The 25,715-nt window shown below is 54.2% G+C and carries 23 protein-coding genes; 10 read left to right on the forward strand and 13 right to left on the reverse strand.

Annotation, left to right across the window (positions count from 1 at the left end):
• Positions 1-635: 635 nt before the first annotated feature.
• Entirely contained in the window at positions 636-2,219 is a 1,584-nt protein-coding gene (locus W02_RS15475) for a hypothetical protein (RefSeq protein ID WP_173049271.1), read from the reverse strand.
• A 290-nt stretch (positions 2,220-2,509) separates the two neighbouring features.
• Here W02_RS15475 and W02_RS15480 point away from each other — a divergent pair, with 290 nt between their 5' ends.
• On the forward strand, positions 2,510-2,977 hold the full coding sequence (locus W02_RS15480; protein WP_173049273.1) for a two-component system response regulator: 468 nt from the start codon (positions 2,510-2,512) through the stop codon (positions 2,975-2,977).
• Between the two features lie 256 nt (positions 2,978-3,233).
• Positions 3,234-3,746, forward strand: a complete 513-nt coding sequence (locus W02_RS15485; RefSeq protein WP_173049275.1) for a hypothetical protein — start codon at positions 3,234-3,236, stop codon at positions 3,744-3,746.
• 65 nt (positions 3,747-3,811) lie between these two features.
• Here W02_RS15485 and W02_RS15490 read toward each other — a convergent pair whose 3' ends face one another.
• The gene (locus W02_RS15490; protein WP_173049277.1) at positions 3,812-6,970 is read right to left on the reverse strand and encodes an efflux RND transporter permease subunit; all 3,159 of its coding nucleotides are present in this window, start codon (positions 6,968-6,970) and stop codon (positions 3,812-3,814) included.
• A 370-nt stretch (positions 6,971-7,340) separates the two neighbouring features.
• Positions 7,341-7,823: a hypothetical protein gene (locus W02_RS15495; RefSeq protein ID WP_173049279.1), complete on the reverse strand. Its 483-nt coding sequence runs from the start codon at positions 7,821-7,823 to the stop codon at positions 7,341-7,343.
• 214 nt (positions 7,824-8,037) lie between these two features.
• On the opposite strand from W02_RS15495, the gene atpG reads away from it, so the two are divergent.
• Positions 8,038-8,934 (forward strand): ATP synthase F1 subunit gamma, encoded by an 897-nt coding sequence (gene atpG, locus W02_RS15500; RefSeq protein ID WP_173049281.1) that lies wholly within the window; start codon positions 8,038-8,040, stop codon positions 8,932-8,934.
• Positions 8,935-9,142: 208 nt separating this feature from the next.
• Here atpG and ppk2 read toward each other — a convergent pair whose 3' ends face one another.
• From ppk2 to W02_RS15520, 4 genes are all read right to left on the reverse strand, one after another.
• Entirely contained in the window at positions 9,143-9,958 is an 816-nt protein-coding gene (ppk2, locus tag W02_RS15505) for a polyphosphate kinase 2 (protein ID WP_173049283.1), read from the reverse strand.
• A gap of 161 nt (positions 9,959-10,119) precedes the next feature.
• Complete coding sequence (locus tag W02_RS15510) at positions 10,120-10,482, reverse strand: STAS/SEC14 domain-containing protein (RefSeq protein WP_173049285.1); 363 nt, start codon at positions 10,480-10,482, stop codon at positions 10,120-10,122.
• 387 nt (positions 10,483-10,869) lie between these two features.
• Positions 10,870-13,230 carry a PAS domain S-box protein gene (locus W02_RS15515; RefSeq protein WP_173049287.1) on the reverse strand — a complete coding sequence of 787 codons (2,361 nt, stop codon included), beginning with the start codon at positions 13,228-13,230 and terminating at the stop codon, positions 10,870-10,872.
• Between the two features lie 551 nt (positions 13,231-13,781).
• Complete coding sequence (locus tag W02_RS15520) at positions 13,782-14,093, reverse strand: hypothetical protein (RefSeq protein ID WP_173049289.1); 312 nt, start codon at positions 14,091-14,093, stop codon at positions 13,782-13,784.
• Positions 14,094-14,205: 112 nt separating this feature from the next.
• Between W02_RS15520 and W02_RS15525 the strand changes: the two genes are divergently transcribed.
• Positions 14,206-14,583 carry a PilZ domain-containing protein gene (locus tag W02_RS15525; protein ID WP_173049291.1) on the forward strand — a complete coding sequence of 126 codons (378 nt, stop codon included), beginning with the start codon at positions 14,206-14,208 and terminating at the stop codon, positions 14,581-14,583.
• A 276-nt stretch (positions 14,584-14,859) separates the two neighbouring features.
• Here W02_RS15525 and W02_RS15530 read toward each other — a convergent pair whose 3' ends face one another.
• Positions 14,860-15,072: a hypothetical protein gene (locus tag W02_RS15530; RefSeq protein ID WP_173049293.1), complete on the reverse strand. Its 213-nt coding sequence runs from the start codon at positions 15,070-15,072 to the stop codon at positions 14,860-14,862.
• Between the two features lie 383 nt (positions 15,073-15,455).
• Between W02_RS15530 and W02_RS15535 the strand changes: the two genes are divergently transcribed.
• Positions 15,456-16,112, forward strand: a complete 657-nt coding sequence (locus W02_RS15535) for a hypothetical protein (RefSeq protein ID WP_173049295.1) — start codon at positions 15,456-15,458, stop codon at positions 16,110-16,112.
• A 117-nt stretch (positions 16,113-16,229) separates the two neighbouring features.
• The gene (locus W02_RS15540) at positions 16,230-16,880 is read left to right on the forward strand and encodes a phosphoribosyltransferase (RefSeq protein WP_173049297.1); all 651 of its coding nucleotides are present in this window, start codon (positions 16,230-16,232) and stop codon (positions 16,878-16,880) included.
• A gap of 111 nt (positions 16,881-16,991) precedes the next feature.
• Here W02_RS15540 and W02_RS15545 read toward each other — a convergent pair whose 3' ends face one another.
• From W02_RS15545 to W02_RS15565, 5 genes are all read right to left on the reverse strand, one after another.
• Positions 16,992-17,462 (reverse strand): response regulator, encoded by a 471-nt coding sequence (locus tag W02_RS15545; protein WP_173049299.1) that lies wholly within the window; start codon positions 17,460-17,462, stop codon positions 16,992-16,994.
• 278 nt (positions 17,463-17,740) lie between these two features.
• Positions 17,741-18,208 carry a response regulator gene (locus tag W02_RS15550; protein ID WP_173049301.1) on the reverse strand — a complete coding sequence of 156 codons (468 nt, stop codon included), beginning with the start codon at positions 18,206-18,208 and terminating at the stop codon, positions 17,741-17,743.
• A 208-nt stretch (positions 18,209-18,416) separates the two neighbouring features.
• Positions 18,417-19,034 carry a chemotaxis protein CheB gene (locus tag W02_RS15555; RefSeq protein WP_173049303.1) on the reverse strand — a complete coding sequence of 206 codons (618 nt, stop codon included), beginning with the start codon at positions 19,032-19,034 and terminating at the stop codon, positions 18,417-18,419.
• A complete protein-coding gene (locus tag W02_RS15560) occupies positions 19,031-19,396 on the reverse strand; it encodes a hypothetical protein (protein ID WP_173049305.1) in 366 nt (121 codons plus the stop codon). Before W02_RS15560 ends, W02_RS15555 begins: the two co-directional genes overlap by 4 nt.
• Positions 19,397-19,533: 137 nt before the next feature.
• Positions 19,534-22,860, reverse strand: a complete 3,327-nt coding sequence (locus W02_RS15565) for a CheR family methyltransferase (protein WP_173049307.1) — start codon at positions 22,858-22,860, stop codon at positions 19,534-19,536.
• Positions 22,861-23,060: 200 nt separating this feature from the next.
• Between W02_RS15565 and W02_RS15570 the strand changes: the two genes are divergently transcribed.
• The 4 genes from W02_RS15570 (at position 23,061) to W02_RS15585 (ending at position 25,533) form a co-directional block, all read left to right on the forward strand.
• The gene (locus W02_RS15570; protein WP_173049309.1) at positions 23,061-23,297 is read left to right on the forward strand and encodes a hypothetical protein; all 237 of its coding nucleotides are present in this window, start codon (positions 23,061-23,063) and stop codon (positions 23,295-23,297) included.
• Between the two features lie 544 nt (positions 23,298-23,841).
• Positions 23,842-24,099, forward strand: coding sequence for a hypothetical protein (locus tag W02_RS15575; protein ID WP_173049311.1), 258 nt, complete (start codon positions 23,842-23,844; stop codon positions 24,097-24,099).
• Positions 24,100-24,318: 219 nt separating this feature from the next.
• The gene (locus tag W02_RS15580; RefSeq protein ID WP_173049313.1) at positions 24,319-24,726 is read left to right on the forward strand and encodes an Hsp20/alpha crystallin family protein; all 408 of its coding nucleotides are present in this window, start codon (positions 24,319-24,321) and stop codon (positions 24,724-24,726) included.
• Positions 24,727-25,023: 297 nt separating this feature from the next.
• Complete coding sequence (locus W02_RS15585) at positions 25,024-25,533, forward strand: DUF948 domain-containing protein (RefSeq protein WP_173049315.1); 510 nt, start codon at positions 25,024-25,026, stop codon at positions 25,531-25,533.
• Positions 25,534-25,715: the final 182 nt, after the last annotated feature.

The following is a 25,715-nucleotide window of genomic DNA, read 5'->3' on the forward strand; positions in this document are numbered from 1 at the left end:
GCAAATAGATACTTGGCGAACGCGTGCACCGCAATCCTGATGCCAGACTGCGTCCTCAGGCTTAGAGGATTGTTGAACCTTCAATAATTGCGGGTGGATATGCAGGAGCGGGCTTCTAACTGATTGTTTCCTATCACAGATCAGAGACAGCGTTGCGAATCACATTCGATTCAAATTGAATCACAACAGATTCAAGCATTGCATAGAAGTGCTGCGAGACAGACAGCTGAACAAGAGGAAAGTTCAAGCCAGGGTTGCATAGCCAATCAAAGCTATTTTGCCTCCCAGATAACCCGCAATAGCGAAAACAGCGCAGCACTTGTGAATGAGGCGAAGATGACGACGACCCACATGGAGATTCCTCCTTCGTTCGTTTCCGAAGCAGCTAGCGATTCAGTCATTTGAGGTGAAGGAGCCTGTTCATCGAGCATCTTGTAGAGCAATCCTGGTGCCGCAGCATCATCAGATGGAGAATTGCCATCACAGCAGTGATTTCAGAGGGATATACATTGAGTAGCTTTCCGTTGGAAGGTTCTTGTTTAAATGCGCGACCCGCCCAGTGAATTGAATAAGATTACGAACGAATCATTACCGATTCTGGAAAGGACGTAAAGCGAGCCCGGCTGCGACTAAGGTTACCCTGTCCGCTCTTGGGGTGGAGGGAGCCAAGAGGTCTTAGCTCCTCTGAGTCCGATCAGGACCGCATCGCCCGATTGAGCGACCAACCGACCGTTCGAGAGGAGAAATTGCTTGAATTCCTCTGACAGTTTGTATCCCCACAAATAATCATATTTGGAGAAAATCGTCCCCCAATTCACGTGATCAAAGGCGGTGTCCCGTTCGACTTGGACATAGTCGGTTTGGGCCGATCGCATGTGTAGAGGGTGGGCTTCGTCCCAGGCATAGAGAGTTGGAACGAATGCATGCCGGTAGATAGTCGCATAGTGGGGCGTAAAGAAGAAATGCATGTCCCAAAGCCAGCTTCGAGCCGCTGATTGATCATGCACAACCATTGGATACAACCGAGCGCCGTCCGGTAACTGGTCAAGCATGCGGACCTGCGTCTGCACCTCCTGGCCGATACGGTCCCAATAGTGCCAAACCACTCCGACCCGCAGGACGGAAAGGCCCAACAACCCTATAATTACATAGCGTCCAATCTTCTTCGACGCATGGATATGGATTGCCAACAGCAGCAAGATGGCCGCGGGGAGGAGAAAACGCCGGTCCAAGTAACTCGAGCGGATGCCTCCGCTCATGGGCGAGACTACATAGAGAGCCAGTAAGATGGCGCCGATCCAAGATAGCTCCCAATTGACGAAGTGGATTGCCTTCGCTTTAACAGAGAGAAGCACTAACAACATGAAGACAGATGCGAGACCGAGGTCGATGACCAGGTTGTAGCTGAGAAATGGGTAGAGCAGCCCCGTGAGCTTCTTCTCGAGCAGGGGGTGCCACCATTCCATGGGCTCTTGGTGTTGGATTCCTAAACCATACAAGCAATAAGTCGCTGCCGGAGGGAATAGCGGCAGAAGACCTAACACATGCTCCAGCTTGAGAGATCCGGTCTTCATCATATGAATCCCTGTCAGAAATCCGAGAGCGATGAACAAGAACACGAACGCTGAGAGATGGGAGACATAGCAGAGCACGGCAAGCATCGAGATGGTGAGGAGTCGGTGGACTGTCCAGCGTGAACAGAAGCGCATCCACATGGCGAGCGTGATAAAAAACAATCCCAGCCCGAACATGTAGTTCACAAATCCGTAGGAAAAAGAGAAATTGTACGTGAAGAACGTGGCGGCCAGGGCACTCCAGTGGGGGCGCCCATAGATGGCAAGTCCCAACACATGAAGTCCCAGATTGAACGCAAGAATAATAAGCGAAAGGAAGGCCTTGCTCGATGTCTCTATGCTCACGATATTTCTGAGTGCAGGTACGATCAGATCAATGGCCAAATTGGGAATAGGTCGCCCGTCGCGCTCATACGTGGCCTGATACAATGTGTTCTCACTGTATTCATGCAGAATAGCGGCCCGAGCCAAATGATTGGGGTAGTCATGCATAGCGGGGTAGCGCGTGAACCAGATCGGGCAGAGCTGAAGCAGGAGCAGAACCGTGAAGATCAGGTAGTAGGGTCGCTGTTCGTCAAAGCGGTAACAAGATAAACGGCTCTGAGATTCGTGATTGGACATGAAAGGTTGTGGTGCGCGCGCCACGCGACTCCTTCATGATTAAACGTATTCCATGCCCGGCTCTTGTGCACGTCTCACCTCTTACAATACGACGGCTTCCGCCCTTCGTAAACCCGTTTCATGCCTGCCTTTCAGTTAAGCAATGACTCGTCCAACTGCTCAGCCCATGAAGGAACAGCGAGTCGGACCTTGATCGTCCTCTGATCAGCACTCCGGATCGTCGCTGTGATCCGCCTCACCTCCCTGCAAACTGGCTCCCAGCAAGGTTAGATTCCCGGTTGATCATGGGAGACTCCGCGTCGAGAATTGTTTGCATGGATCCGGAAGGCTTGCTGAGCGTTCTCTTCGTGGACAGCGACGATGAAGCCCGGCAGTACTTCGCGGACAGGCTCAAACTATCTTCCCCGCATTACCACATTGTCCAAGCAATTAGCGGCCAACGCGGGAAAGAGATCTATCGGGCCGTTCCCCTTGATTGCGTGATTCTGGAATTAGATCTTGCTGACATGTCTGGATTTGAGCTGCTCATTCATTTGGTTCCCATCGCCCGACATCCCCAAATTCCTGTGATTGTCCTGACCCGAGTTCTGAATCTTGATCTTATTGACCTTGCGATTGAGAACGGGGCTTTCGCCGGGCTGCGCAAGAGCGCGACGACGGGTGACATGCTGGACGTTATGGTGAGAAGAGGTGTGGCGACGATTGTGCCTGCTCGAAAGCAGTCCGGCTCCGATCGATGGCCAACGAACCGGTTTGCCAAAGGCCAGGATAGGGATCACTGATCACTTTGGCGGTCGCCCGCCACAACACCTGCGCACAGATCTGATCCACCCACAGTCTGCTCACTCCCCATTTGTCCCCGCGCCGCATTTCGGGTATAGAACACCATGTGATCAAACGGTGTGGTGGTGCCCTTGACGTTGGGGGGGTCTCAGAGAACCGATCTCTACATGTCCATGGACTGGCGGTACTGCCTTGCCTGTAGTAACGATTCACGGTATCGTGACATTTTTAGTCAACACTTACATTGGTGCATCTATGAAAAAAGTGCTGATCGCATTCACGTTCGTGTGCCTCAATTTCGGCTTCGCGCAGGCGGCAACTCCAATCCAGCGTGATTCGTTGCGCTACCTTCCTGGCGTTGCGGTCATCATTGAGGAAGTTCCCGCAGATGCTAAAGCGGATGGTTTATCGGAAGATCTGATTCGTGCCGCCGCAGACCGTTCGTTGCAATCAAGCCGGGTGACGGTTCTCACTCCGGCTGAACAGGCGAATACCCCGTCTAAACCTTCTTTGTACGTGCGAGTGAGCACGTACAGGATACGGTCAGGCCTCTATGCGTATGCTGTCACGGTCGCACTCAAGCAATCAGTGATCTTGGCGCATCGGCCGCAGCGAACCATGGTGGCTACGACGTGGGAAGAAGGTGTGATTGGGACGCCTGGCCCTAACAATTTACATCAGGCTACCAAAGCGGTTGAAGATCTTGTAACGGTTTTTGTGAGGGATTTTCAGGCTGCCAATAACCAGGATGCCGTGCGAGAAGAATAGCAAACACACACCAACTCCCCATGAGCGGCCGTTGGCGTACTGGATCCGGCGACAGCTCAACGAAATTATAGCGGCCGATCTTCAAGGGATTCCTCTTCGAGACCGGTCATGTCAGCTTCTGCGCGTGGTGGATCGAACCATGGAAACAGGGCTGGGATCACAAGCAGGGTGAGTGGTGTTGACGTGAGTAAGCCTCCGATGACGACAACGGCCAAAGGACGTTGAACTTCCGAGCCGATGCCATGCGCAAACGCCAATGGGATCAGTGCAAGCAGTGCCACCAAGGCTGTCATGAGGACCGGACGAAAGCGAAGCAAACAACCATTGATGATGGCTTGATCGCTTGGCTCTCCGCCTTCGCGTAATTTGACGATGTAGGACACCAATACGATGCCATTGAGCACGGCAACGCCGAACAGGTTGATGAATCCCACAGAGGCTGGAACGCTCAGATATTCTCCCGTTATCCACAGAGCCAGAATGCCGCCGACCATCGCAAAAGGGAGGTTGAGGATAATGAGCGCGGCGTACCGGATGGAGTTGAAGGAAATGTACAAAAGGAAAAAAATCAATCCAATCGTCAACGGCACGATCACGCGTAACCGTGCCATGGCATGCTGCATGTTTTGGAAGGAGCCTCCCCAGGTGATGCTGTATCCCGGAGGCAGTCGAACTTGGTCCTGAATCTTCTTCGATGCTTCCGCAACGATGCCTTCAATGTCCCGGCCGAACGTGTTAAATCCGACATATATCCGGCGCTGCAACCCTTCACGACTGATCACTGAAGGTCCTTGACGTATTTCGATCTTCGCGACGTCACTCAACGGAACGATGGCGCCGTCAGGCGCTTTGAGCAGAATCTCCCGCAAGTCTTCGACGCTATCCCGGTATTGTTCGGCATAGCGCACGATGAGTTGAAACCGTCGTTGCCCTTCATATACTTCTGTGGCCGGCGTCTCGCCGATGGCGGTGCTGATGATGTCGCGAATCTCGGCAATATTGATGGCGTGCCTGGCGATGAGATCGCGGTTGATCTCGATCGTGACATATTCCTGACCGAACAACTGCTCCACGCGTGTATCCTTCACGCCGGGCGTCAACGCCAGAATGGCTTGGATCCCATGAGCCGTTTTTCTCAGCACATCCAAATCTTCCCCGATAATCTTGACGGTGGCTTCTGACCGCACCCCCGACAGAAATTCATCCACCCGTTGCTGAATGGGTTGCGTAAGCAAGAAACTCGCGCCCCGGATTGTTTCGAGCCGGCGACGGATGGCGTCATCCAATTCCGATTTGCGACTGGCCGTCGTCCAAGTCTCGATCGGTGAAAACGAGACGATAGGATCACTGACGTTCACTTCCTGCGGATCATTCCCGAGCTCAGAGCGTCCGATCTTGGACACGACTCTGGTCACCTCGGGAAATTCCAGCAGCGTGCGATGCACCGTCTTTTCCACCTCGATCGACTGGTCCAGCGCAATGCTCGGAAGGCGTATGACCTGAGGAGTGAGCGCCCCTTCGTTGAGGATAGGGATGAATTCGCCGCCGAGGAATGGGAAGATCAGCACCGCAGCGAGAAGCAGAATCCCCACCATGCTCAGCAGAATCGGACGGTGTCTCATCGCCCAGTGCAAGGCGGGCAGGTAGGCTCGCTTCCCCCATCGGACCAGGGGGCCTTCCTCATGACCGCCACCCTTGAGCAAAACGAGGCACAGCACCGGCGAGAGTGTGAGAGACAACAGCAACGAAGCGAACAAGGCAATGATAATGGTCAGTGCCAAGGGGGAAAACATCTTGCCTTCCATCCCTGCCAACGAAAGCAGTGGCAGGAACGTCAGGGCGATGATGAGCTCTCCGAACATGCTCGGCGCGCGCACTTCCAGAACAGCTCGACGAACAATAGGCAGGCGCTGCAGGAGCGAGCGCACTTTATCGGTAGGGAGGGAGTTGAGATGGCGCTCGACATTTTCGACTTGAATGATGGCTGCATCCGCAATCATGCCAATCGAGATGGCCAAACCGCCGAGAGACATTAAATTAGCGGAAAGACCGGCAGTTTTCATGATGATAAACGTCATTAACGGAGCCACGATGAGGACGAGAGCGACAGCGAGCGAACTTCGAAGATGACCGAGAAAGAGAAAGAGAATAATGACGACGAACGTCACGCCTTCCAGCAATGCTTTGTACACGGTTTTCAGGGCCGCGGTAATGAGCTCGATGCGATCATAGAACGGCACGATCCGAAGACCGTCGGGCAACAGACGTTTCTCATGTATCTCATCAATCTTATGCTTGACCGATTCCACGACCTCCTTGGCATTGGCCCCACGAAGCATGAGGACCATGGCCGACACGACCTCCCGCTTCCCATCGACCACAGCCGCGCCATGGCGTACAGCGTGACCGATCTCTACGTCGGCGACATCATGCACGCGAATCGGAGTGCCATTAAACTCTTTGAGCACGATGTTTTCGATATCCTTGACGCTCGTGATGAGGCCGATGCCACGGACGATGTATTTCTCGCCGTGCTTCTCCATGAGACTGCCCGCGGCGTTGGCATTATTCCGCTCCACCGCTTGGAACACCTCATGCAAAGCCAAATCGTACTTTCTCAAGAGACCCGGGTTGATCAGGACTTGATACTGTTTGACGAATCCGCCCATGGAATTGACTTCCACCACGCCGGGCAAACCTTTCAGCAATGGCCGGATAACCCAGTCCTGCAGCGTGCGGCGCTCGGTGAGAACGGCTTCGGTCATCTCGCGGGTATCGTCGTTGGGGCCTTCGAGAAAGAACTGATAGACCTCGCCGAGCCCCGTGGTATTTGGAACGAGCGAGGTCGTGATGCCCTTAGGAAGAGATTCTTTGGCTTCGAGGACCCTCTCCAAGACGATCTGTCTCGCCAAATAGATATCAACATCGTCTTCGAACACGACATCGATCATGGAAAGGCCTACTTTTGAAAGTGATCGGATTTCCTTCAGTCCCGGGGCGCCGGTCAATTGGAGCTCGAGAGGGAAGGTCACAAAGCGTTCGACTTCAGCCGGCGAAAAACCGGAAGCTTTCGTCACCACTTGAACCAGGATGGGGGTGACGTCAGGGAAGGCGTCGATCGGCATTGTGCGGAAGGCATAGAGCCCCAGACCTGCAAACAATGCAGTGATGAAAAAAATGATGATGCGTTGACGAAGTGACAACTCGATCAGGGCTGTAATCATCGTTCAACCGGTCGTGCAGGTTTGTACGCAATCAACTCGCGGCTCTGTTTGACGTAATCAGGAGGCTGGCCGCCTTCGTGGATCCTTGGCCGGGGTCACCGGGGTTGTTGATGCGACGATCAAGCGAAATGATGCATATACAGCACATGGCCGGTCGTTTTCAAATTGTGGAAGTATGAAATGAAAGGGGCTTAATGAGCGGTATTGGCCATATTGAGAGCAGGATGATGTGATTGCGGACTCATCGACATCCGGTGCTACATGAAGCGCAGTCTCAATCAGTTCAACGTCGGATGCATCCGTTGCCGAGTGCCAATGTGGAACATGACGTTGATGCCGGGAGGATTCTGCGCGCCGATATCCTGTGCTGTCAATGACCCCGAGGCGTTGACTGAGGCTTCGCCCGACTCTCACCACGAAGGACCGCCAAGTAGGCAAGCGTATCGATCAGTTCCCGATTGGTCAGGTTGGTTTCCGGAAACATCCCTGTACCCACTCGTCCCTCTCGAATCAATTTGGCTCTTTGCTCGTCGTTCTTGAGTCGAAGGCTCTTGGGTTTTCTCAAGTCCGCAGGCTGAGGGTCGAGCTGTGTGATTACCATTCCAGTATCCGATTCAAGCTGCGGCCGATTGTCGATGTTCCCGTCGGTCCCATGACAGTAGTAGCACACGCCCTTCCCGTTAAAAATGATCCGTCCCGCTTCCGGATCTCCTTGTTTCTTTGCATGGGCTCCCGTTCCTCCAAGACTTTCCGAAACAATGGGTCCACTCACGACCAATCCCGAGGCGACAAGCAGGCACGGGAATGCACCGGCGACCCCTTTCCAGTTCCAATATCCAATCAGTCTGAGCATGGCGCGTACCCTCCCTTCTTTCGTCGAGTGGATCCGAGCACCAATTCGCATTTCAAACGCTGTAGGGATGGAGTATATAGGAAACAGTAATTTCCGGCATAGGAATGTCGCCGCGACAGGGGGATCAGATCGTGAGTTCCTTTGGTTGACTGCTCTCAGCGCCGGTGATACCGTGTCCCCCCCGGTAAGCATGCTTTAGATAAGGTTGATTCGTATGCCCAGCCTGCAGTCGGTCCGACGTAAGATCGATTCAGTTAAGAAAACCCAGAAAATCACCCGGGCCATGAAGATGGTGGCAGCCGCGAAGCTCAAGCGCGTGCAGCAGCGTATTCTTGCGGCTCGTCCATACGCACTCAAAATGCGTGATACGATTCGTACCCTCAGCCGCCGTGTCAATCGCGAGTCCCACCCATTGCTCCGAAAGCGGGGAGAGAAACGCATTCTGGTCGCCGTTGTCACAAGCGATCGCGGGTTGTGCGGGGGATTCAACACCAACATTCTGCGCAATGCCACAGCGGCTCTTAAGAAATTTCAGTCAGACGGAGCAGAGGTCGAGGTCACGGTGATCGGCAAAAAAGGACGGGACTATCTCCGTCGGCGAGACTGGAAAGTGCGGCGTGAACTGGTCGATATGTTCGACAAACTCTCCTTCGAGCATGCGCTGCTGATCGAAACAGAAATCAGGGCGATCGAGGACTTCATCGCCAACCGCATCGATGCCGTCTATGCCATCTATAATGAATTCAAGTCTGCAATGCAGCAACGCGTGGTGGTCGAGCGGCTCCTTCCCATCGATTGGAACGTCGAGGTCCCGGATATCAACGCGCCCACTCCAGTCACGGAGTCTTTGCCAGGCGGATATCTGTACGAACCCAGTGAAGAGGAGCTACTGGACCAATTGCTCCGCCGCAATGTGCAGGTACAGGCGTATCGCATCTTGTTGGAGTCGTCCGCCGCCGAGCAAGGTGCGCGCATGACGGCCATGGAAGGGGCCACGAGGAATGCCGGCGAGCTCATCAAAAAACTCACGGTCTATTACAACAAGACCAGACAGTCTGCCATCACGAAGGAATTGATGGATATTGTCGGCGGTGCGGAAGCATTGAAATAGCTAGCTGCCCCATTTCACATCTCTCGTTTCGTCTCATCCCCAGCGAGGAATTTCGACGCTCGAATAGAGGGGATAGTCTCCATACCTGTCTATCAGGCTTGGAGGAGATGGATCGAGCGTAGGCAACATTTTCTGCTCGTTGAGGCTCCGGGTCACTCTTCGCACGCGATTGCCCAGTCAGTGGTTGATTCTGTTCGAACGAGCGCGGTCAGTATCCCTGAGGAATAAAGTGTCGTCCCTTCAAGGTCGCCTGATCGTCGTACTTATGCTTCTTCGATCGCTCAGGAAGCTGAAGCGCAGTTCTTTTCACCTTTTTGTAGGGAATGAGACTGAGCAGGTGATGAATACAGTTCAATCGCGCTCGCCGTTTGTCGTCTGAACGCACCACATACCAAGGCGCATGCTTCGTGTCCGTCGACTCCAGCATGAGATCCCGCGCCCGCGAATATTCATACCACTTCTCACGCGAGGGCAGATCGATGGGACTGAGTTTCCACTGGCGCAAGGGATCCTCGATACGGGCCTGAAAGCGCTTCTCCTGCTCCTTATTGCTGACTTCCAGCCAGTACTTGATGATCAGGATGCCCCCCTCGACGAGGATCTTTTCAATGGCCGGACACAGTTCGAGAAAGCGCCGGTGCTCCTCCTTGGTACAAAAGCCCATCACATACTCCACCCCGGCACGGTTGTACCAACTTCGATCGAAGATAACGATCTCGCCTGCAGCCGGGAAGTGTGCGAAGTAGCGTTGAATGTACATCTGCGTTTTTTCTCGATCCGAAGGGGCTGGCAACGCGACGACGCGAAACACGCGAGGACTGACACGCTCGGTGAGGGCGCGGATGGTGCCCCCTTTGCCGGCTCCGTCGCGCCCTTCAAACACCACGATCACCCGCAGGCCCTTGTGTTTCACCCAGGTTTGAAGGTGGCAAAGTTCGGCTTGAAGGCGACGCAACTCCTTTTCATACGCCTTCCGCTTCAATTTCGGTTGATCGTCGGCCTGCGTTTCCTCGGCATGTTTCATAGCGTTGTCCTTCAACGTCAGTTTGGAAATGGATGGTACTCAGATCACGCTTGGCCGTACGCGAACAGTTGACGGCTGTCTGGCCCATTCAAACGACTCGAGCCGACAGCAGAAATGATTCGTATAGTTTCCCGGCATGATCGTTAAACCCGTAGCACTGGTTACTGCTTCAGCCACGTGAGAGCAGCCGTACGATCAGCGGCATTGAAGTGGCGAACTTCCGCCTTGATGAAATGTTTGGCAATTTGTGGGGCTATGGAGAGTACGGTGCTGTCGGAAACCGCTGCGATTTTCTCAATGACTCGGTGATGGTCTCGAACGAAGCGCATATGTGAGATGAATGCGCCGAAGCTGTCCCAGCCGGGGAACGATTGTGCTTCGATTAAGATCCCGTGCAGCTTTCCGTTCTTCTCGATATACGCGTCGACGACCCTCCCAACCGATGCAAAGTCTTCTGATTGAAGCGCTCCTTCGGGACGAAGCAGAAGGATGCCTTCGTCCCGCAAAAATTCATACGTTAGCATGGGCTCCTCCCAATAGTGGTTCAGCGATCTCTTATCGGCTGGTCCGGCCCAAGGGCGGCATACTGTAACAAGCCGGCCATGGAGGCAGGAACTGGCAAAACTAACAGGTGTCACGAGCCCGACGTGTATGTCTGTTGGGAATCTCGGCGCCCGGCCTTCCCGACCAGTGCCGGTAAGGAGAACAGGTCCGCGAACATAGGAGGCAGGATCAAACTGTTAACGGGAGGCAAGCGTTTCTGTCTGTGGCCTGCCGCATCGATGGCTCCGCCAATTGAACGGAGAGACGCGTAGCGTCAGGGTCATTTCTTCATGGATAGTGGGCAAGAGTGAGTGTGGGAGATGGTCGGAACGCTGCAACATCAAGGCAAGGGAAAGACCGTCTTTACATCATCTCGAAACCGCTGGGATCTCGTCTCCCGTCAGTCCAGTGGTCACTATGTCGTTGATGGCCTGATAGAGTTCACCGGCTGCGGCTTCCTTGGTGAGAAGCACACGAGCGCCTGCGCGCTTCATGGCTTCCTGGTTCACTGCATCCACGTTGACGGAAAGACCGATCACATGGATGTGGGGAAACTGCGCTTTGATTCTCGCGGTGGCCTCGATGCCGTTGCACTTCGGCATATTGATATCCATCACGACGACACGTGGCCGGAATTGTTGCACGAGCGTCAGCGCTTCATCTCCATTCCCGGCTTCACCGACGAGGTGTAACTCGGGATAGCTTTGTAACATCGCACGTAAACCTTCCCGAACCATGACATGATCGTCGACAAGCAAGACACGGATGCGCTTATCTTGATCAGGCTGAGAAGCGTTCACAGGCGTGTCGGGAGGGGCAAATGGCGGAGTCGAGGTGGGAAGAGGAGTGTACCTCAACGGCAGGCGGAGCCTCGCGATGGTCCCCTTGCCTCGTTCCGAATCCAGGTCGAAACTCCCTCCAAGAGCCAACATGCGCTCGCGAATACTGAATAGGCCAAATTTGGTCGATGATTCATCAAGTGCATTATCTGTGAACAGGGTAGCGGGCTCGAATCCTTCCCCTTTGTCCTGGACCTCGATCTTCAACATGTCATCCTGCCATGTCATGTGTACCGATGCGTGCCCCGTCCTGGCATGTTTGTAGCTGTTGAACAACAATTCGCGAACGGATTGAAAGAGCAAGCCTGCCTGATCTTCGGGAATGATCGGTTCATGCTCCGGCACTTCAACGGTCACCTGGAAGTCATATTTCCTCATATGGTCGGCCAGCCATTTGACGGCGAGCGCAAGCCCGTGCTCCCTCAACACGGGTGGACTCAATTCGGCCACCAGGCCGCGTGTATACTTTAACGCGTCGCTGAGCACCTGATCGCTGCTTTCGATGATGTCCAGACAAGCGGGCATTCCCGGCGTCAGGCGCTTGAGTTGCGACATCTTGATCTTGGTCAGCACGAGCAGTTGCTGGAGATGATCATGCAATTCGGTCGCAAGCCGATTCCGTTCTCGCTGCTCGGCAAGATCCAACTCTCTTCCCAGCGCCCGCAGGCGATCTTGCGAGGCCACGAGTTCTCGAGTGCGTTCCTGAACCAATAGTTCCAGTTGACCGGCCAGTGTACGCAGTTTGTCTTCGTACAGCTTGCGGTCGGTGATGTCGGTTCCGGTGGGAACAAGAAAGATCACCTGCCCCTGATCATCTTTGACCGGCGCGATCAACAGATCCACCATGCGTTCGGATCCGTCCGCCAGAAAATAGCGTGACTCTCGCCTGAACAACGTTCCGGCTGCAGCCAGACGGATACCCTCCCGAACCATCTCCATGAGCGCGGGTGATCGATTCCACCAGCCGCAATCCCAAAACTTCTTGCCGACGACATCCTTACGGGTGAAGCCGCAGGCCTCTAAAGAGAGACGGTTGGCCTCGAGCAGCGTACCGTCCAATTCCATGACACCGGCGAAATAGGAGCCCTGTTCGAAAAATGTACGGAACTTGGCGTTGGTCACGGCCATGGCTCGCTGCTGAGCCGCGGTTTCATCTTGCTTGGTGATATCCCGTGCAATTTTGGAGGCTCCGATAATCGTTCCCGAGGCATCGAGCACGGGGGAGACCGTGATCGCAACTCTCACAAGGCTTCCGTCCTTCCGCCGCCGGACCGTTTCGTAGTGTTCCCATCGTTTGCCACGTCTGATGGTCGCCAGGATGTCTTCCTCTTCGTGCCGACGATCCGAAGGGACCAGGCGTAGAATGGACTCACCGATTATTTCGTCGGCGGTGTAGCCAAAGAGCCGTTCCGCGGCTGCATTCCAACTCGAGATCGTGCCGTCCAACGTTTTGGCGATAATCGCGTCGTCGGAGGACGTCACGATGGCCGCGAGATACGCATTGGCTCGTGCGGATTGCTGATGTCTGGTCACGTCTCGAGCGATCTTTGAAGCGCCGATGATGCTTCCATCGGTACTCACGATCGGTGACACGGTCAGGGACACATCGATGCGAGACCCGTCTTTTCTGATTCTGATCGTCTGGTAATGCTCCAGACGCTCACCGCGTCGTATCGTGCTGAGGATCCGCTCCTCCTCGTGGAGACGCTCGGCGGGGATCAGCCGAACAATGGATTGCCCGATCATTTCCTCAGCGGTGTAGCCAAAGAGCCGTTCAGCGGCTGTATTCCACGTCAGCACGACCCCTTGCAGCGTCTTGCTGATGATGGCGTCGTCGGATGATCCAACAATAGCTGCGAGAAAGGCGGTTTCGTTGCCTGATATCGTCACGGTGTGAATGGTCTTGTCGGCCTATGGTGAGTGAATGTATCCGTACCTATGGCGTGACGCTTTGATTAGGGTACAGTGATTCCAGCCCTTGAACAACCTTCACAAGGTGGGCATATGGCTTGTCCCGACGTGATGGGTGATCTTCTCTTTGGCGCCATGTGGATCAGGCAACGGATCTCTCCCTCGCGGCTGGGGAAATTGTATAACGTGCCTTCTCGTTCTACAGTATGGACAGCGTCATACGTGAGCCGATCGCACTTCGCCGTATTTGCCAGGGAAGGGGACATCGTATGCCCAGTGAGACATGTGCGCACGCATCATGTTCCTGCAAAGTGGAGGGCAGTCCTTTTTGTAGCGACGAATGTCAAAACGCAGCAAAAGTCGGCGGGCCATGTCCCTGTGGACATCCTGGATGCAAAGTGGACGGTAGCAAAAAATAATCGGTTCGTTACCTCGAAACCTGGTTCGACCTACTGACTCTCGACCTGCCCTGAATGAGACGGCCCGTTTTGGTGTTTATCCTGAGGCCGTGACCAACTGTTGCGTGACCGTTAGTCCTGCGTCGTAAAGGCAGGGAGCCGGGCGGGCGCATATCCTTGCCGGCTTTCCTCGTCGATTTGTTTGAGTGCGTTGAGTTGAAACGTGAGTTCTTCAATCTGCCGGTCTCGCTCTTTCAACTGACGCTGCAAGCCACGTATCTGGTCCATTTGCGAGGGAAGGACTTTGCAGGCCGATTTCGGGGGCTCTGGCCTCTGTTGCTCGGGTGCCGGACGTGCGACCGGTTCCTGCGGGACATTTTGCGTAGACGGGACCGTCTGACATCCGGCCATAATTGTAAAAAGGAGGATCGTCCTGATGCGCATTGTGTCTCTCATTAGGTCACCCAGCCTTTCCTACACTGTAGGCGTAGTTCCTTTCGGTCTCTTCGATTGAGACCTTGAGTGCTATAGTTCTACTGTAACCAGCGGAGGGAAAATGGCAAAGCGGATTCGTCCCAGGGTAGGTGTCCATCGGCAGGTGAGCTATCGATATGCCAAAGGAGAAGGCAAGGGCGTCTTGGCGGACCTCTCCGCCGGCGGCTGTCGAATCCGCGGGCTGATCAAGTTCGCTCCTGGCATGCGCGTGCGTCTCCAATTGTGGCTCCCGGATCAGGCCGAACCGATGTCGATCGAGCAAGCCACCGTTCCATGGATTCGAGGTGAATACTTTGGCGTCAGCTTTCCGGTTCTGCATGAGAATCAGAGGAGTCGGTTGGCCAACCTGGTAAAACTCTTACATGCCGCTCAGGAAGATGAGGTCGCGGCAATCCCTGCCTCAGTATTTGGAACGGCTCGAACACGGTCATCACCGTGAGCGGAGATTGCCGTGCCCGGTTGAGATCCACGGCATCCCAGTCCAGACTTCAATCCGTCAGCTCGTAGAATGAGTTCGTCTGCTTTGTTCGGCCTCACGATCGTTCGTACTATCCGATGCATTGGGGACGGTTATAGGTGCTCAGCAGATGAGTGCAAGCAAGCCATTGGCAGGGATGGCACCGGCATGACTAAGGCCGGATGGCCTGAGGAGTTTGCCGAGGCTCAATGAAAGGATGAACCGGTTCCGCAAACAGGAGGCGGGACATAGAGAGAGTTAATAGACAAAGGTGACTTGGTTGCCGCCGAGAGTGGCGATCTCGCGCAGCCGATCGTATGAAATGATGAAGCCGATGGTGATATGCGCGCCCGATACTTTGGCGATTGCCAGCAGGTCCATCAGCTGATCGTAACTCACCGGCGTATTGAGTGTGAGATTAGCCCCGAGGGTTGCAAGGTCTTTCATCAGTTCGTAGTTGAGAGTGTCCACTCGGCTCGGCTCCGCACAAACCGGCTCGATTCTACGAGCGCCCGCAGAGATTCACAAGAGAGCCAAAAAGCCCAATTGCACGTAAACCGTTCTAGGGCCGTTCGGCTAGGCTCTCTGTTACCCACGTGACAATTAAAAGGCGTTACCACCGATCTCCTACAGTGAAACACTAAGATCGCCAACCCGGTGATTGTGCTGACGCGTGTTCCGAACCAGATGTGTGAGAGCTTGCCGTCAAGAATGGAGTTTAGCGAGTCTCCAAAAGTCCCGCTGCCATAGATTAAGGGAGCGATGGGGTATAAAATTTCTATGCAACTTAAACACACTGCCGACGGCCTCTAAAGGCCTGACCGCCGACATTGTGAGAAAGGCGGTCACTCCCATTGGCTCACACGGTCGCTTCAACTTCGTCTTATCAAGAGTCCGGCAGCATCCTCTTCATCATGGATGAGCCTCCACTCGCCCAGTTGTTGGGGATTGTCGTTCACGACATTGTGCCGGACATCCAAGTAGAAATTTGCCATTCGCAGGAAGATGCCATGTATAGCCTGGAACGCTCCTCGTATTTGCTTGCGATCACGAGCGCCGAGTGTGCCACTACGAACGACTTCCGGCTTCTCCATCAGGCACGGAATTACCAATCCAGCATGCCGCTGATTGCGGCGGTGCCGGAGACCGAGCGATGTGACGTTTGGAAAATGGTCCATCACGGTGTCTTCGATCTGCTCCCCAATCCTCCGAGTCAGTTACAAGTCATGAAATCTATTCACCGGGCACTCTCCCACAACGAATTGCTTTGCAATCTCGCCTCGACACACAGGGCGATCGAACAAATTATGCAATACGAGGATACGGTTCGCACCAGAATGAACAATGGCAGTCATGATGCTCAACGCATTATGCAAGAACTGGCTCTTCGCTTCGAAGCGACCAAGGCCCGTTTGACGGAAAGTGCGGACCGTTTGTCTCGCCATGTCGAAGAAATCAGAACGGAAACTCAATGCCGTGCTGTAAGAACCTTGAGTACCCGCCGAATCTGAACTACCCCAGAGAGTCACGACTCCTATCCGAACGTTTCAAATCATAGATTCTGCTTCAGCGGCCCCGAGTCTCCCGATCACCTTGCGCAGATCTGTACCGACTTCTAGGATAGAACGATGCAACGATTTCAAGATCGCAGGGAAGCTGGAAGGATTCTTGCCCGGCATCTCTACGGTGAGACGTTTGGACTTCATCCAGTCGTGTTGGCTTTGCCGCGGGGAGGTGTGCCGGTGGCCTTCGAAATCGCTCATGCCTTGCAATCGCCTCTCGACGTGCTGATCGTCAGGAAGCTCGGTGTGCCGGGACAGGACGAACTGGCCATGGGAGCGATCGCCAGCGGCGGCATTCGGATTTTGCACGACAGGATCATCCGGCAGTTGGGTCTTCCCGCCAGCGTGATCGCCGAGGTGACTCGACGGGAGGAGCGCGAGTTGTTCAGGCGAGAGCGAGTCTATCGGGGGAAGCGACTGCCCGTTCCTATCGGGGGACGGGCGGTCATTGTCATCGACGATGGCCTGGCCACCGGGGCCACGATGCGAGCGGCCGTCGCGGCTCTCCGCCAACGGAGTCCGGCGCGCATCATCGTTGCAGTGCCGGTCGCGCCAAGAGAGTCCTGCGAAGAACTCAAGCAGGAGGCGGATGACGTCTTCTGTGTCCTCACTCCGGAACCGTTTTGGGGAGTCGGACAATGGTATGAAGATTTCTCCCAGACCTCGGATGAGGAGGTTCGTGAGCTGTTACAGCAAACGGCTGAAAGCAGCCTGTGATCCTCAATCCGGCTTGGGCTTCCGAATCGTCCGTTCGTACCACCCGCGGCCATTCCCATGATGGTCTCTGTACCTGTCGAGCCGCCTAAGAGCTGCACTGTCCAATGAAGATTACTTCGATGCGTCTCGGGGGTGGCTCAGCCCGCCACGATGAACGTGAGAGGAGAGACCTGGTTCCTCCCGCAAGAGACCTGGGACATGCAGGGCTCGCCGAATGGCCTGTTCAAGTTGCTCTCTCGACGTATGAGGTTTCCATAAGTACGCGTGAGCGCCGTTTGCCAGTGCCAAGTCAGACAAACCCCGATGGCGGAGACGCGTGAGCACGATGACGGCCGTTTTAGGATATCGAACGAATGGGATGATGCGAATGAGGAGTTCGAAACCAGATCCATCCGAAAGATCCAACTCGAGCACAACACAGTCGATGTGTCCTTTTGCGAGGATGTATTCGGCTTCCCTGACTGTCTTGGCCGCATCGATGCGATAGTCAGTCCTCAGATATCGCAGCCGAAGCGCGAAGTACTCGAGATCCTCCCTGTTGGAATCAACAAACAAGATATGCCTAAGTGATTCGGGTTCCATAGTACAGATTATTGAAGCAAATGACATGCCGAAATCCAACGATTCGAGAAGGGAAGAGATTGAAGAAACACCAGGAATATGCGGCAAGAAGAAAAGACAGTGTACTGTCGCAATTTTGATTCAGTGAAAAACTGAAGTCCGAACCGTACACCGTATGTTCCTACCTCTGCCTCAGGACGGCTTTCTGCGGCTATGAGTCGCCAAGGTTTCGGTGACCGTGGATGTATAGATAGGTACAAACGGACATAGGAGGGCGGGCTGGTATGCAGCGTAAGGCTTTACAAAGCCATCTCATCGTCGGCTTGCTGGAGATTTCTATAGCGGTCCTTGCCATGCGACACGATTTTCGCCATAGCTCTGATGACCACGTCATGAAGTCTTTCACCGGAGGTACGCCCTTTGATCAATCCTTCAAACGCTCCATTTTTTACTGCAAGCACCAGAATGTCAGGATTCGGCAATCTCGTCAGCACGATGACAGGGATTTCCGGACGACGAGCAACCGGCACCAGCTTGATCAAGATCTCAAAGCCGGACATATCCGGCAGGTCAAGCTCTAAGATCACGCAGTCGATACGCTGTGATTCACAGGCCGACAATCCCATCTCGCCACTGGCGACTTCGATGATGGCATAGTCAGGACAATGATCTCTGAGGCCGTCGGCATAGTGTGACCGGTCCTGATCGTTTCCATCTATGATCAAGACAGATTTTTTTGAAACCGGGGGCGGAGGTGGAGCTGTCATGGATGACCTGCGATCATTCGTCCGATGGGTAGGTCGTCCGGCATGATGAGCGTAGGCTACGCTCAATGAGAAAGTGGTTCAAGAGGAGCTGAACGAACGTCACCCAGATGATAGGCGGGACATTCGTTTAAGGGAGGGTGGCGACAGTGAATGGCTGCAAAAGATTGATGAATTTGGCCGATTGAGGTCGGCAACGAGACGCACAATGCTATTCAGTGTGGCGGGCCAGCGTTCCTTCTGCTGCTCTTCCCATGGCTAAATCCAAGAGGAGCGGCGGCAGATCGGCTAAGGATACGACATAGTCGACGCTATCCTCCAAAATACCATTGACCGGCATGCTTGGATCAATCGCTTCTTCGGGATCTTGCACGATGGATTTCCCACCGTGTTCTTTGATCGCGATCAGCCCGTGCGCACCATCCGATCCGCCTCCTGTGAGAATCACCCCAGCCACCCGCTCTCCAAACGATGCGGCCGCCGACAAAAACAGGGCGTCGGCAGCCGGTCTGGTGAAGCTCATCTTCGGTCCTCGCGTGAGCCGTACGCCGTCGAGTTGAAACTGCATATGATGGTCTGAAGGGGCAAAGTAGGCCGTTCCTTCCTCGAGCACATCGCCCATTTTAGCTTCACGCACGCGGATGCGATCTCGTTTCCCGTAGATGGCTTCGATGTTGCTGACGTAAAAGGGACTTCGGTGAATCACCACGCCGACGACGGCGGGGAATGAACGTGGAAGCATACGGCAAAGGTATTGAAGCGCTTGAACCCCACCGCTCGATGCCCCGATCACAATGACATTGCGCCTGATCGCGGTCACTACTTTCATTGCCCGGTCTTCTCTTTTGAGGATGGGCTCATGAGAACGACCTGCGTGTCTTGAATTATCCTTTCCAACGAAACAATCTGATCCTCGATCTGCATGGCCCGCTCCTGGAACCTCACGGCTATGGAAGGATCGGAGGGCACGGGCGCGTCCTGCATCATGGCCAACAGCATTTGGAGATGCTTGAGAATGGCGACCACAGACCACTGTGTGTATTCCAACTCATCTTCCTTGGCCCTATATGCGTCAGGGAGAGAGAAGGTATGTCCGACACTGCACCGCAATTGGACGTGCCCGTGCGGACCGCGGACGAGTTCCAGTCCGCCTGCGCATGCAGGGCATCCGATCATGGTTGGCTGAGACACGTGACCTTATCCTGTCAGTGGATGCGTACCCTCTCCCTATTGTCGGTGTGGGATGAGATCTGCGCAAGAAGAAAAGCCGCTGGACTAGGAGGTGAGGCACACCGGATGAACTTGCATACGCGAAACGGGAAGGAGACTTATCGCCTCTTGATGATTGCACCGATATGGACGGGGCTATCCTGTCCGCTCCGGACGAGGAAGAGTTTGAAGGTGACGGGAAGACGTGTGCCGTCCTTTTTCATAAAGTCTTGTTCCAACTCCACTTGGCGGCCGTTCTTCAGCAACCCGTCGATGGCCCGTTCGAGGATCGGCCGCATGTCCGGACTCACGAAATCCGCTACGTGACTGTGCCCCGAAATGTCGTGCCGAGAGGCCGAGGCCATCGTGGCAAACGCTTCATTCACATTGAGGATGCAACCTTTGTTGTCGGCAAACGCCGTGGCTTCTGTCGAGGAGAGGAAAATACCCGACAACTGCTCCTCCGCATGTTTTCTGGCGGTGTGGCTGGTTGCCGGATTCGAGACATCCACGGCAATCGCCCATTCTTCCCATCCGCGGACCTGAAAGTATTTCGAAATGCTCGACCAGGCGAGTGTCTTGATCGAGCCGTCGGCACAGGCGGTTCGCACCTCCCAATCGGTATAATTGCCGTCAAGGCGCCGCTGTTCTGCCAAGACTTTTTCCCGATATGTCAGATCAGGATACAACTGAGACAATGCGTCCGGATTGCCGAGCATCTTGAATGCGGGGTGACCCGTCACCCGCTCGCATTCCCTGTTCCAGGCGACAAGAACATTGCCCGGTCCCCAGGCGGCCAGCATCACGGGCATGGTGTCCAGGACCCGCCTGATCATATCCTCGCGTTCGTCCAAGGACTGTTCCAAATGTTTGACGGCCGTAATGTCCGTGAAGGTGAGCACCGCACCGTCGATCACATTCTCGAGGGTTCGATACGGAGAAATTCGCATGAGATACCAGTTCCGTCCCTTGGTCTCGACTTGAACTTCTTTCGATCCCAACGTCTCCAAGACTTCCTTCACATCCTCCGACAGCCGGTCATATCGAAGGTTCGTGGCGATATCGGTGATCGGCCGGCCGATATCCGTGTGGATGAGGTTGATGACTTTGGCGGTCTGCGGAGTAAAGCGTTTGATGTGGAGGCCGTTCTCCACGAAGACTGTGGCAATATCCGTACTGTTCAACAGATTTTTCATGTCGCTGTTGGATTCGGACAAATCTTCGATCTTCTGCTGCAGCTCGGAATTGACGGTCACCAATTCCTCATTCAACGACTGCATCTCCTCCTTCGATGTCGTGAGCTCTTCGTTGGTACTCTGCAGCTCTTCGTTGGTGCTCTGCAGTTCTTCGTTGGCGGATTTGAGCTCTTCTTGGGAAGTTTCCATCTCTTCGACGGTTGTCTGCAATTGCTCGCGGGTGTACTTCAATTCCTGTTTCAGTTCATCGATCAATTTGCCGGACTTGGGCAATGTCTTGCTGGAGGATTTGTCGCGGGTCTGTTTCGCTTCCGGCGCCTGTTCGAAGGCGATCAACGCCAGGCCCCGATATCCCGGCTGCCCTTTCAAGGGACGCACGGTGACGGTGACGAGCGAATAGCCGCCGTTGGTCTGTACGCGGAGCCCCGAGACGGTGATATCCTTCTGTTGCAGAAGAGCTTTTCGAATCATGCCGCCTAATTCCAGGCGCAAACCCTCACGGGCCATGGCGAAGACGTTCATCGTGGCTTCTCCGGAAGCCGGCTCGAGAAACTTTCCGGTTTTCCCATGGATAAACAGAATTTCTCCGGTTTCATTGACCAGGACGGCCGGAGGGGCAAATCGTTCCAGCAGCAGCTCCCGCGAGATATCCGGCAACGGCTGGTCCAACTGAGGCCGGCCCTTCCTTGTGAGCTGTCCCTTGCCGGAGCGGGGGAACAGCGGGGAGGGGATTTCGACTTTGGCCAGCTGGCCGACCGTCGATTCACGTCGCTGGAAGAGCTTCCACTTATTGTCGATCGTCGAGAACAGATCGTGGAACCCTCCGATGGTCTCGGACGACCCGAGGAACAGAATGCCGGAAGGCGCGAGGGCATAATGAAACAGCGGCAGAAGCTTTTTCTGAAGCTCCGCAGTGAAGTAGATCAGAACATTGCGACAGGCAAGGAGATCCAATTTGGTGAACGGCGGGTCCATAATCATATTCTGAGGCGCAAAGACCACCATTTCTCGTATCTGTTTGTGGATCCTGTACCCTCCGTCTTCTCTCGCAAAAAACCGCTGCAGACGATCGTGGGACACATTCGCATCGATATCGTGCCCGTAATATCCCTGCCGGGCCCGATCGACCGCCTCTTTATCGATATCCGTGGCAAAAATCTGGACCTTGAAATGTCCTTCTAGCTTCAATTCCTCCAGACATTCCCGGATGGCAATGGCAAGGGAATAGGCTTCTTCCCCGGTCGAGCACCCCGGCACCCATACTCGAAATCCCGATCCTTTGGATCTGCCTTTGAAAAGCGGTGGGAGCACCTTTTCCCGCAGGACATGAAAGGCCTCGGGGTCCCGAAAAAACCCGGTCACGCCGATCAGCAATTCCTTGAACAGAACATCGATCTCCTGCGGGTGTTCATGGAGATACTGGGCGTACTTCCCGATGCTGCTGATTTGGTGCACATTCATCCGCCGCTCGATACGGCGGTGGATCGTATTCTTCTTGTAAAAGGAAAAGTCGTGATCCGTGTGGGATCGCAAGAGGGAGAAGATTCGAGTCAATCCGTTGTGCGCCGACCGTTCAGGCGGGCCGCCCATCTTTTTCTTGATCGTATGCGCCATGTAGGCGACCAACTTGGCGGGCAACTCTGCCGGAGTGGCGACATAGTCCACCGTGCCTGTCTGTATCGCCGATTTCGGCATACTGTCGTATTTCGATGTTTTTGGCTCTTGCACCAGCACAAGTCCCAAGTGCTCCTTGATGGCTTTCACGCCGACGGTTCCGTCGTTCCCCATGCCGGACATGATCACGGCCACGGCATGGTCCTCCTGATCTAAGGCCAAGTGACGAAAGAAGAAGTCGATGGGATTTCGCATGCCGCGCGGAGTGGTAAATTCACTGAGAGTGAGCATCCCGTCAGTGATGCGCAATTCTTTGTTCGATGGCACCACATAAATGACGTTCGGACGTACGGCCATGCCGTTCGACACCTCGAGTACCGGCATATGCGATGAACGCCCGAGGAGTTCGGGCATCATGCCCTTGTGGGTCGGATCGAGATGAGGAACCAAGACGAAGGCCGCACCGGTATCCGCCGGCATATGTGAAAAGAAGGACTCGAATGCTTCAAGCGCTCCGGCAGACCCTCCCATTCCGACAACGTAGGCGGGTTTTCGCGACGGCTGCGATGGATGCCCGACCTTGTTCCGAAGAGCGTTCGTCCCGAGGGAAGGACGGCGTTTAGATTTTCGAGCCATAGTAAGAAGGTCCCAAAGTGAGTCGAGCCGAGGTTGAACCGTCAAAGGGAGCCGTTTGTGATCCGTCGTGACCGATCGAATTCTAAGCTGGGGTTGGTGCTGAAACAAGAGGGAACTAGTCTCCGCCGTGATGGTCGTCGCAGCGGTTCGGGCACATTATAAATGTTTCGCAGTCGTCGGGCGGACGCTAGAGTGTCGAAATGGATATTTCCAGAGCTGTGCAAGAATTCGTCGTCAACGGTCAGGATCTCTATCGGCGTCTGAGGGGGGAGGGCGAGGCGTTGAGTTCACTGGATTTGCACATACTTCATGTCCAAATTCGAATTCTTGAAATTGAAGTTATCGGGTTGAAGGTCCTGAAGGCCAAGTATCATGAGCCGGGTGAGCCTGAGATGTTAAGGGGGTTCGCAACTGGAGACGTATCAGCTCAGAGATAATGCGACGGAGAGATTGAGGGCACAGTTCGCGCACAGATCCGAGATTTGAGTTTAAGAATGCCGTCCCGTGCGTGCACAAAGAGAACGGCTGATCATATCTCCGCCGCCCGGACTCCAGTGCGACCCATCCCAGATCTCAACTCTACCAGACCCGTCATCAAGTTCCACGACTCGCAACACAAGCCCCTGGACATCGATGGGGCCGACTATAATTGATTCTCGTTCGAACATCGTCCAGGTATCCTCTATAGGGTCAGTACAGCGTTTCGATGTTTCAAAGCCCAGCTTGAATTCTCAGTGTTTCAGTGAATCGCTTTGTAATCAACGCGTAATATTACCTGTCGATGAATTTCGGACTGTATAACCGGAAAACTTGGCGAAATTGTCATTAGAGTTCGGACAATATGTCTGCAGGGACAAGTTTTCCATGTGCATTATCCTTTCCAGCAAAAGTATTTTCCACGAAATAGACCACTTAGATTTCTAAAGAAAAGGTGTGCTCTTTGCACCTCTTGCGGCCTCAACACCTTGAGAGGAACAGATAATGACTGCCAGGGCTTGGCTTCACGGCCGATCCGGCTTTAAAACTGCACTAAAAAGTGACCACGAAGCAGCTACCGGCGAAGCGGTACTTCGGACGTCCGCTGTGAAAATATTTATGGGAGGCATGCTGATCATTTTTCTCATTGCCGCGGCAATTGTGGGGATTCATCGATTCATGGTGGCTTCGGAAAAATCAACCGTCAAGCCTGTTCTCGAGGATTGCCATACCGTTCGGGAGTGCGCGGCCTTGATGAAATAGCTTTCTCAAGCCCCGATTAACTTCTTCTCATCCTCCTCTATTTCCACCGACTCATCACCGCAGTGTTCATCCAAGTCCCCTTGCAAGCCCCCTTGACTCCAGGCAAGCGAAGATTATCTGGCAACTGTCGCTGATATCAGCCGTCAGTTCGAAGTGGAGACAGAAAAAATCTTGCGACCCTTTGCTATTGTCTGAACAGAGGACACAAGGAGGATAACTATGACCGGTTACATTCCAGCGGTATTGAACGGACAAATCGACCAGATTCTCGACGAAGCGCTCCGTGGTTTCACCCGCGAATCCACATGGTCCCCTGCCAGCAACGTCTGGGAGGACGACAAGGGATTCTACGTGCAGCTCGCGCTGCCGGGCTGGGAACCGAAGGATGTTTCATTGGAAGTCGAGAAGCAAGTATTGACCGTCAAAGGAGCTCACAAGACGGAAGCTGATTCCACAAGAAAGGTTTACCAGTGGGAAACGGCTGCCGCACAGTTCTCCAAGCGGTATCGGCTCCCGGATTTTGCCAATCAGGAGCAGGCATCGGCTGTCCATAAGAACGGTATGCTGACGGTCTCGTTCCCGAAACGCGAGGAAGCCAAGCCTCGCCGGATTGAGATCCAGGGCTAACATGAGCCTAGCGGCCTCGTCCTCGCAGGATGGGGCCGCCCGCCTTACGTGGAGGTTGTCTTTCCTGCCTCTATTTGCTTCAACGAGAGTTCCGGAATCTTCCCGTCGATGGATATTCTGTCCGAATATCACCCCGATCTTTGAGTAACCGGGCTTCCTATGCATGGGATCTCTTCACAAAACTAGAGGAAGTGCATCATTGCGGAAAAGCTTCCGGCTGGGATGATAGCATTGGGCCCGAATATTGCTCCATTCGATTTGACGACAATGTAATCGTGATCAATAGAGGAGATGGAGATGATGGCTATGACAGGTCTCGATATTGCCGCCCTGGTCGCTGCGGTCGCCTTCGCTGCATTGGTCGGATTTCTCATTCCCGTACTCATCCGGCTGAAAAATACGGTGGCCGAATCCGAGCGGGTCATCGTGAAACTGAATGCTGATTTACCATTCATCCTCGGGGATTTGCGGGAAGTGACCGCACATGTGAGCGATATGACTGGCCAAGCCCGTGATGGTGTCGAGCACATGTCGCAGTTACTGCATAAAGCCGGTAGGGTCGGGGAGATGATCCAACAGGCGAATCGGGCTGTTGAAAATACTTCCAACCGCTTATTAAGTAATGCTGCCGGCATTATGGCAGGAGTCAGAGCAGGATTGACTGTCGTACGGCGGAGGATGTTTCTGGAAAGACTTGCTCATCCGCCGCTTCCATCGTTCGAGGTGCGCTCGACCCGCCCGCCAGCCGTTCCGACCGTTGTAGCGCCGACGCCCGTTGCTGATGTCCGTCCAGGAGCCCTTCAATAATATTAATAGGTTCGCAAAGCAGACTTCTGCAGACTCTTATCGGGAAGTGCTTCACCTCAAAGATTCTTTGCGGGACTCCCCGCTTATTCGGCAACGTGTCCGTTAGACGACACATTGCCCTTTAGTCCAACGAGGAGGGTGCATCGCTCTCCGTAATTGAGTGAACACGTCCAGATTGTTAT

Origin of the sequence: Nitrospira sp. KM1 (assembly GCF_011405515.1) — a bacterium.
Taxonomy (GTDB): Bacteria; Nitrospirota; Nitrospiria; order Nitrospirales; family Nitrospiraceae; genus Nitrospira_C.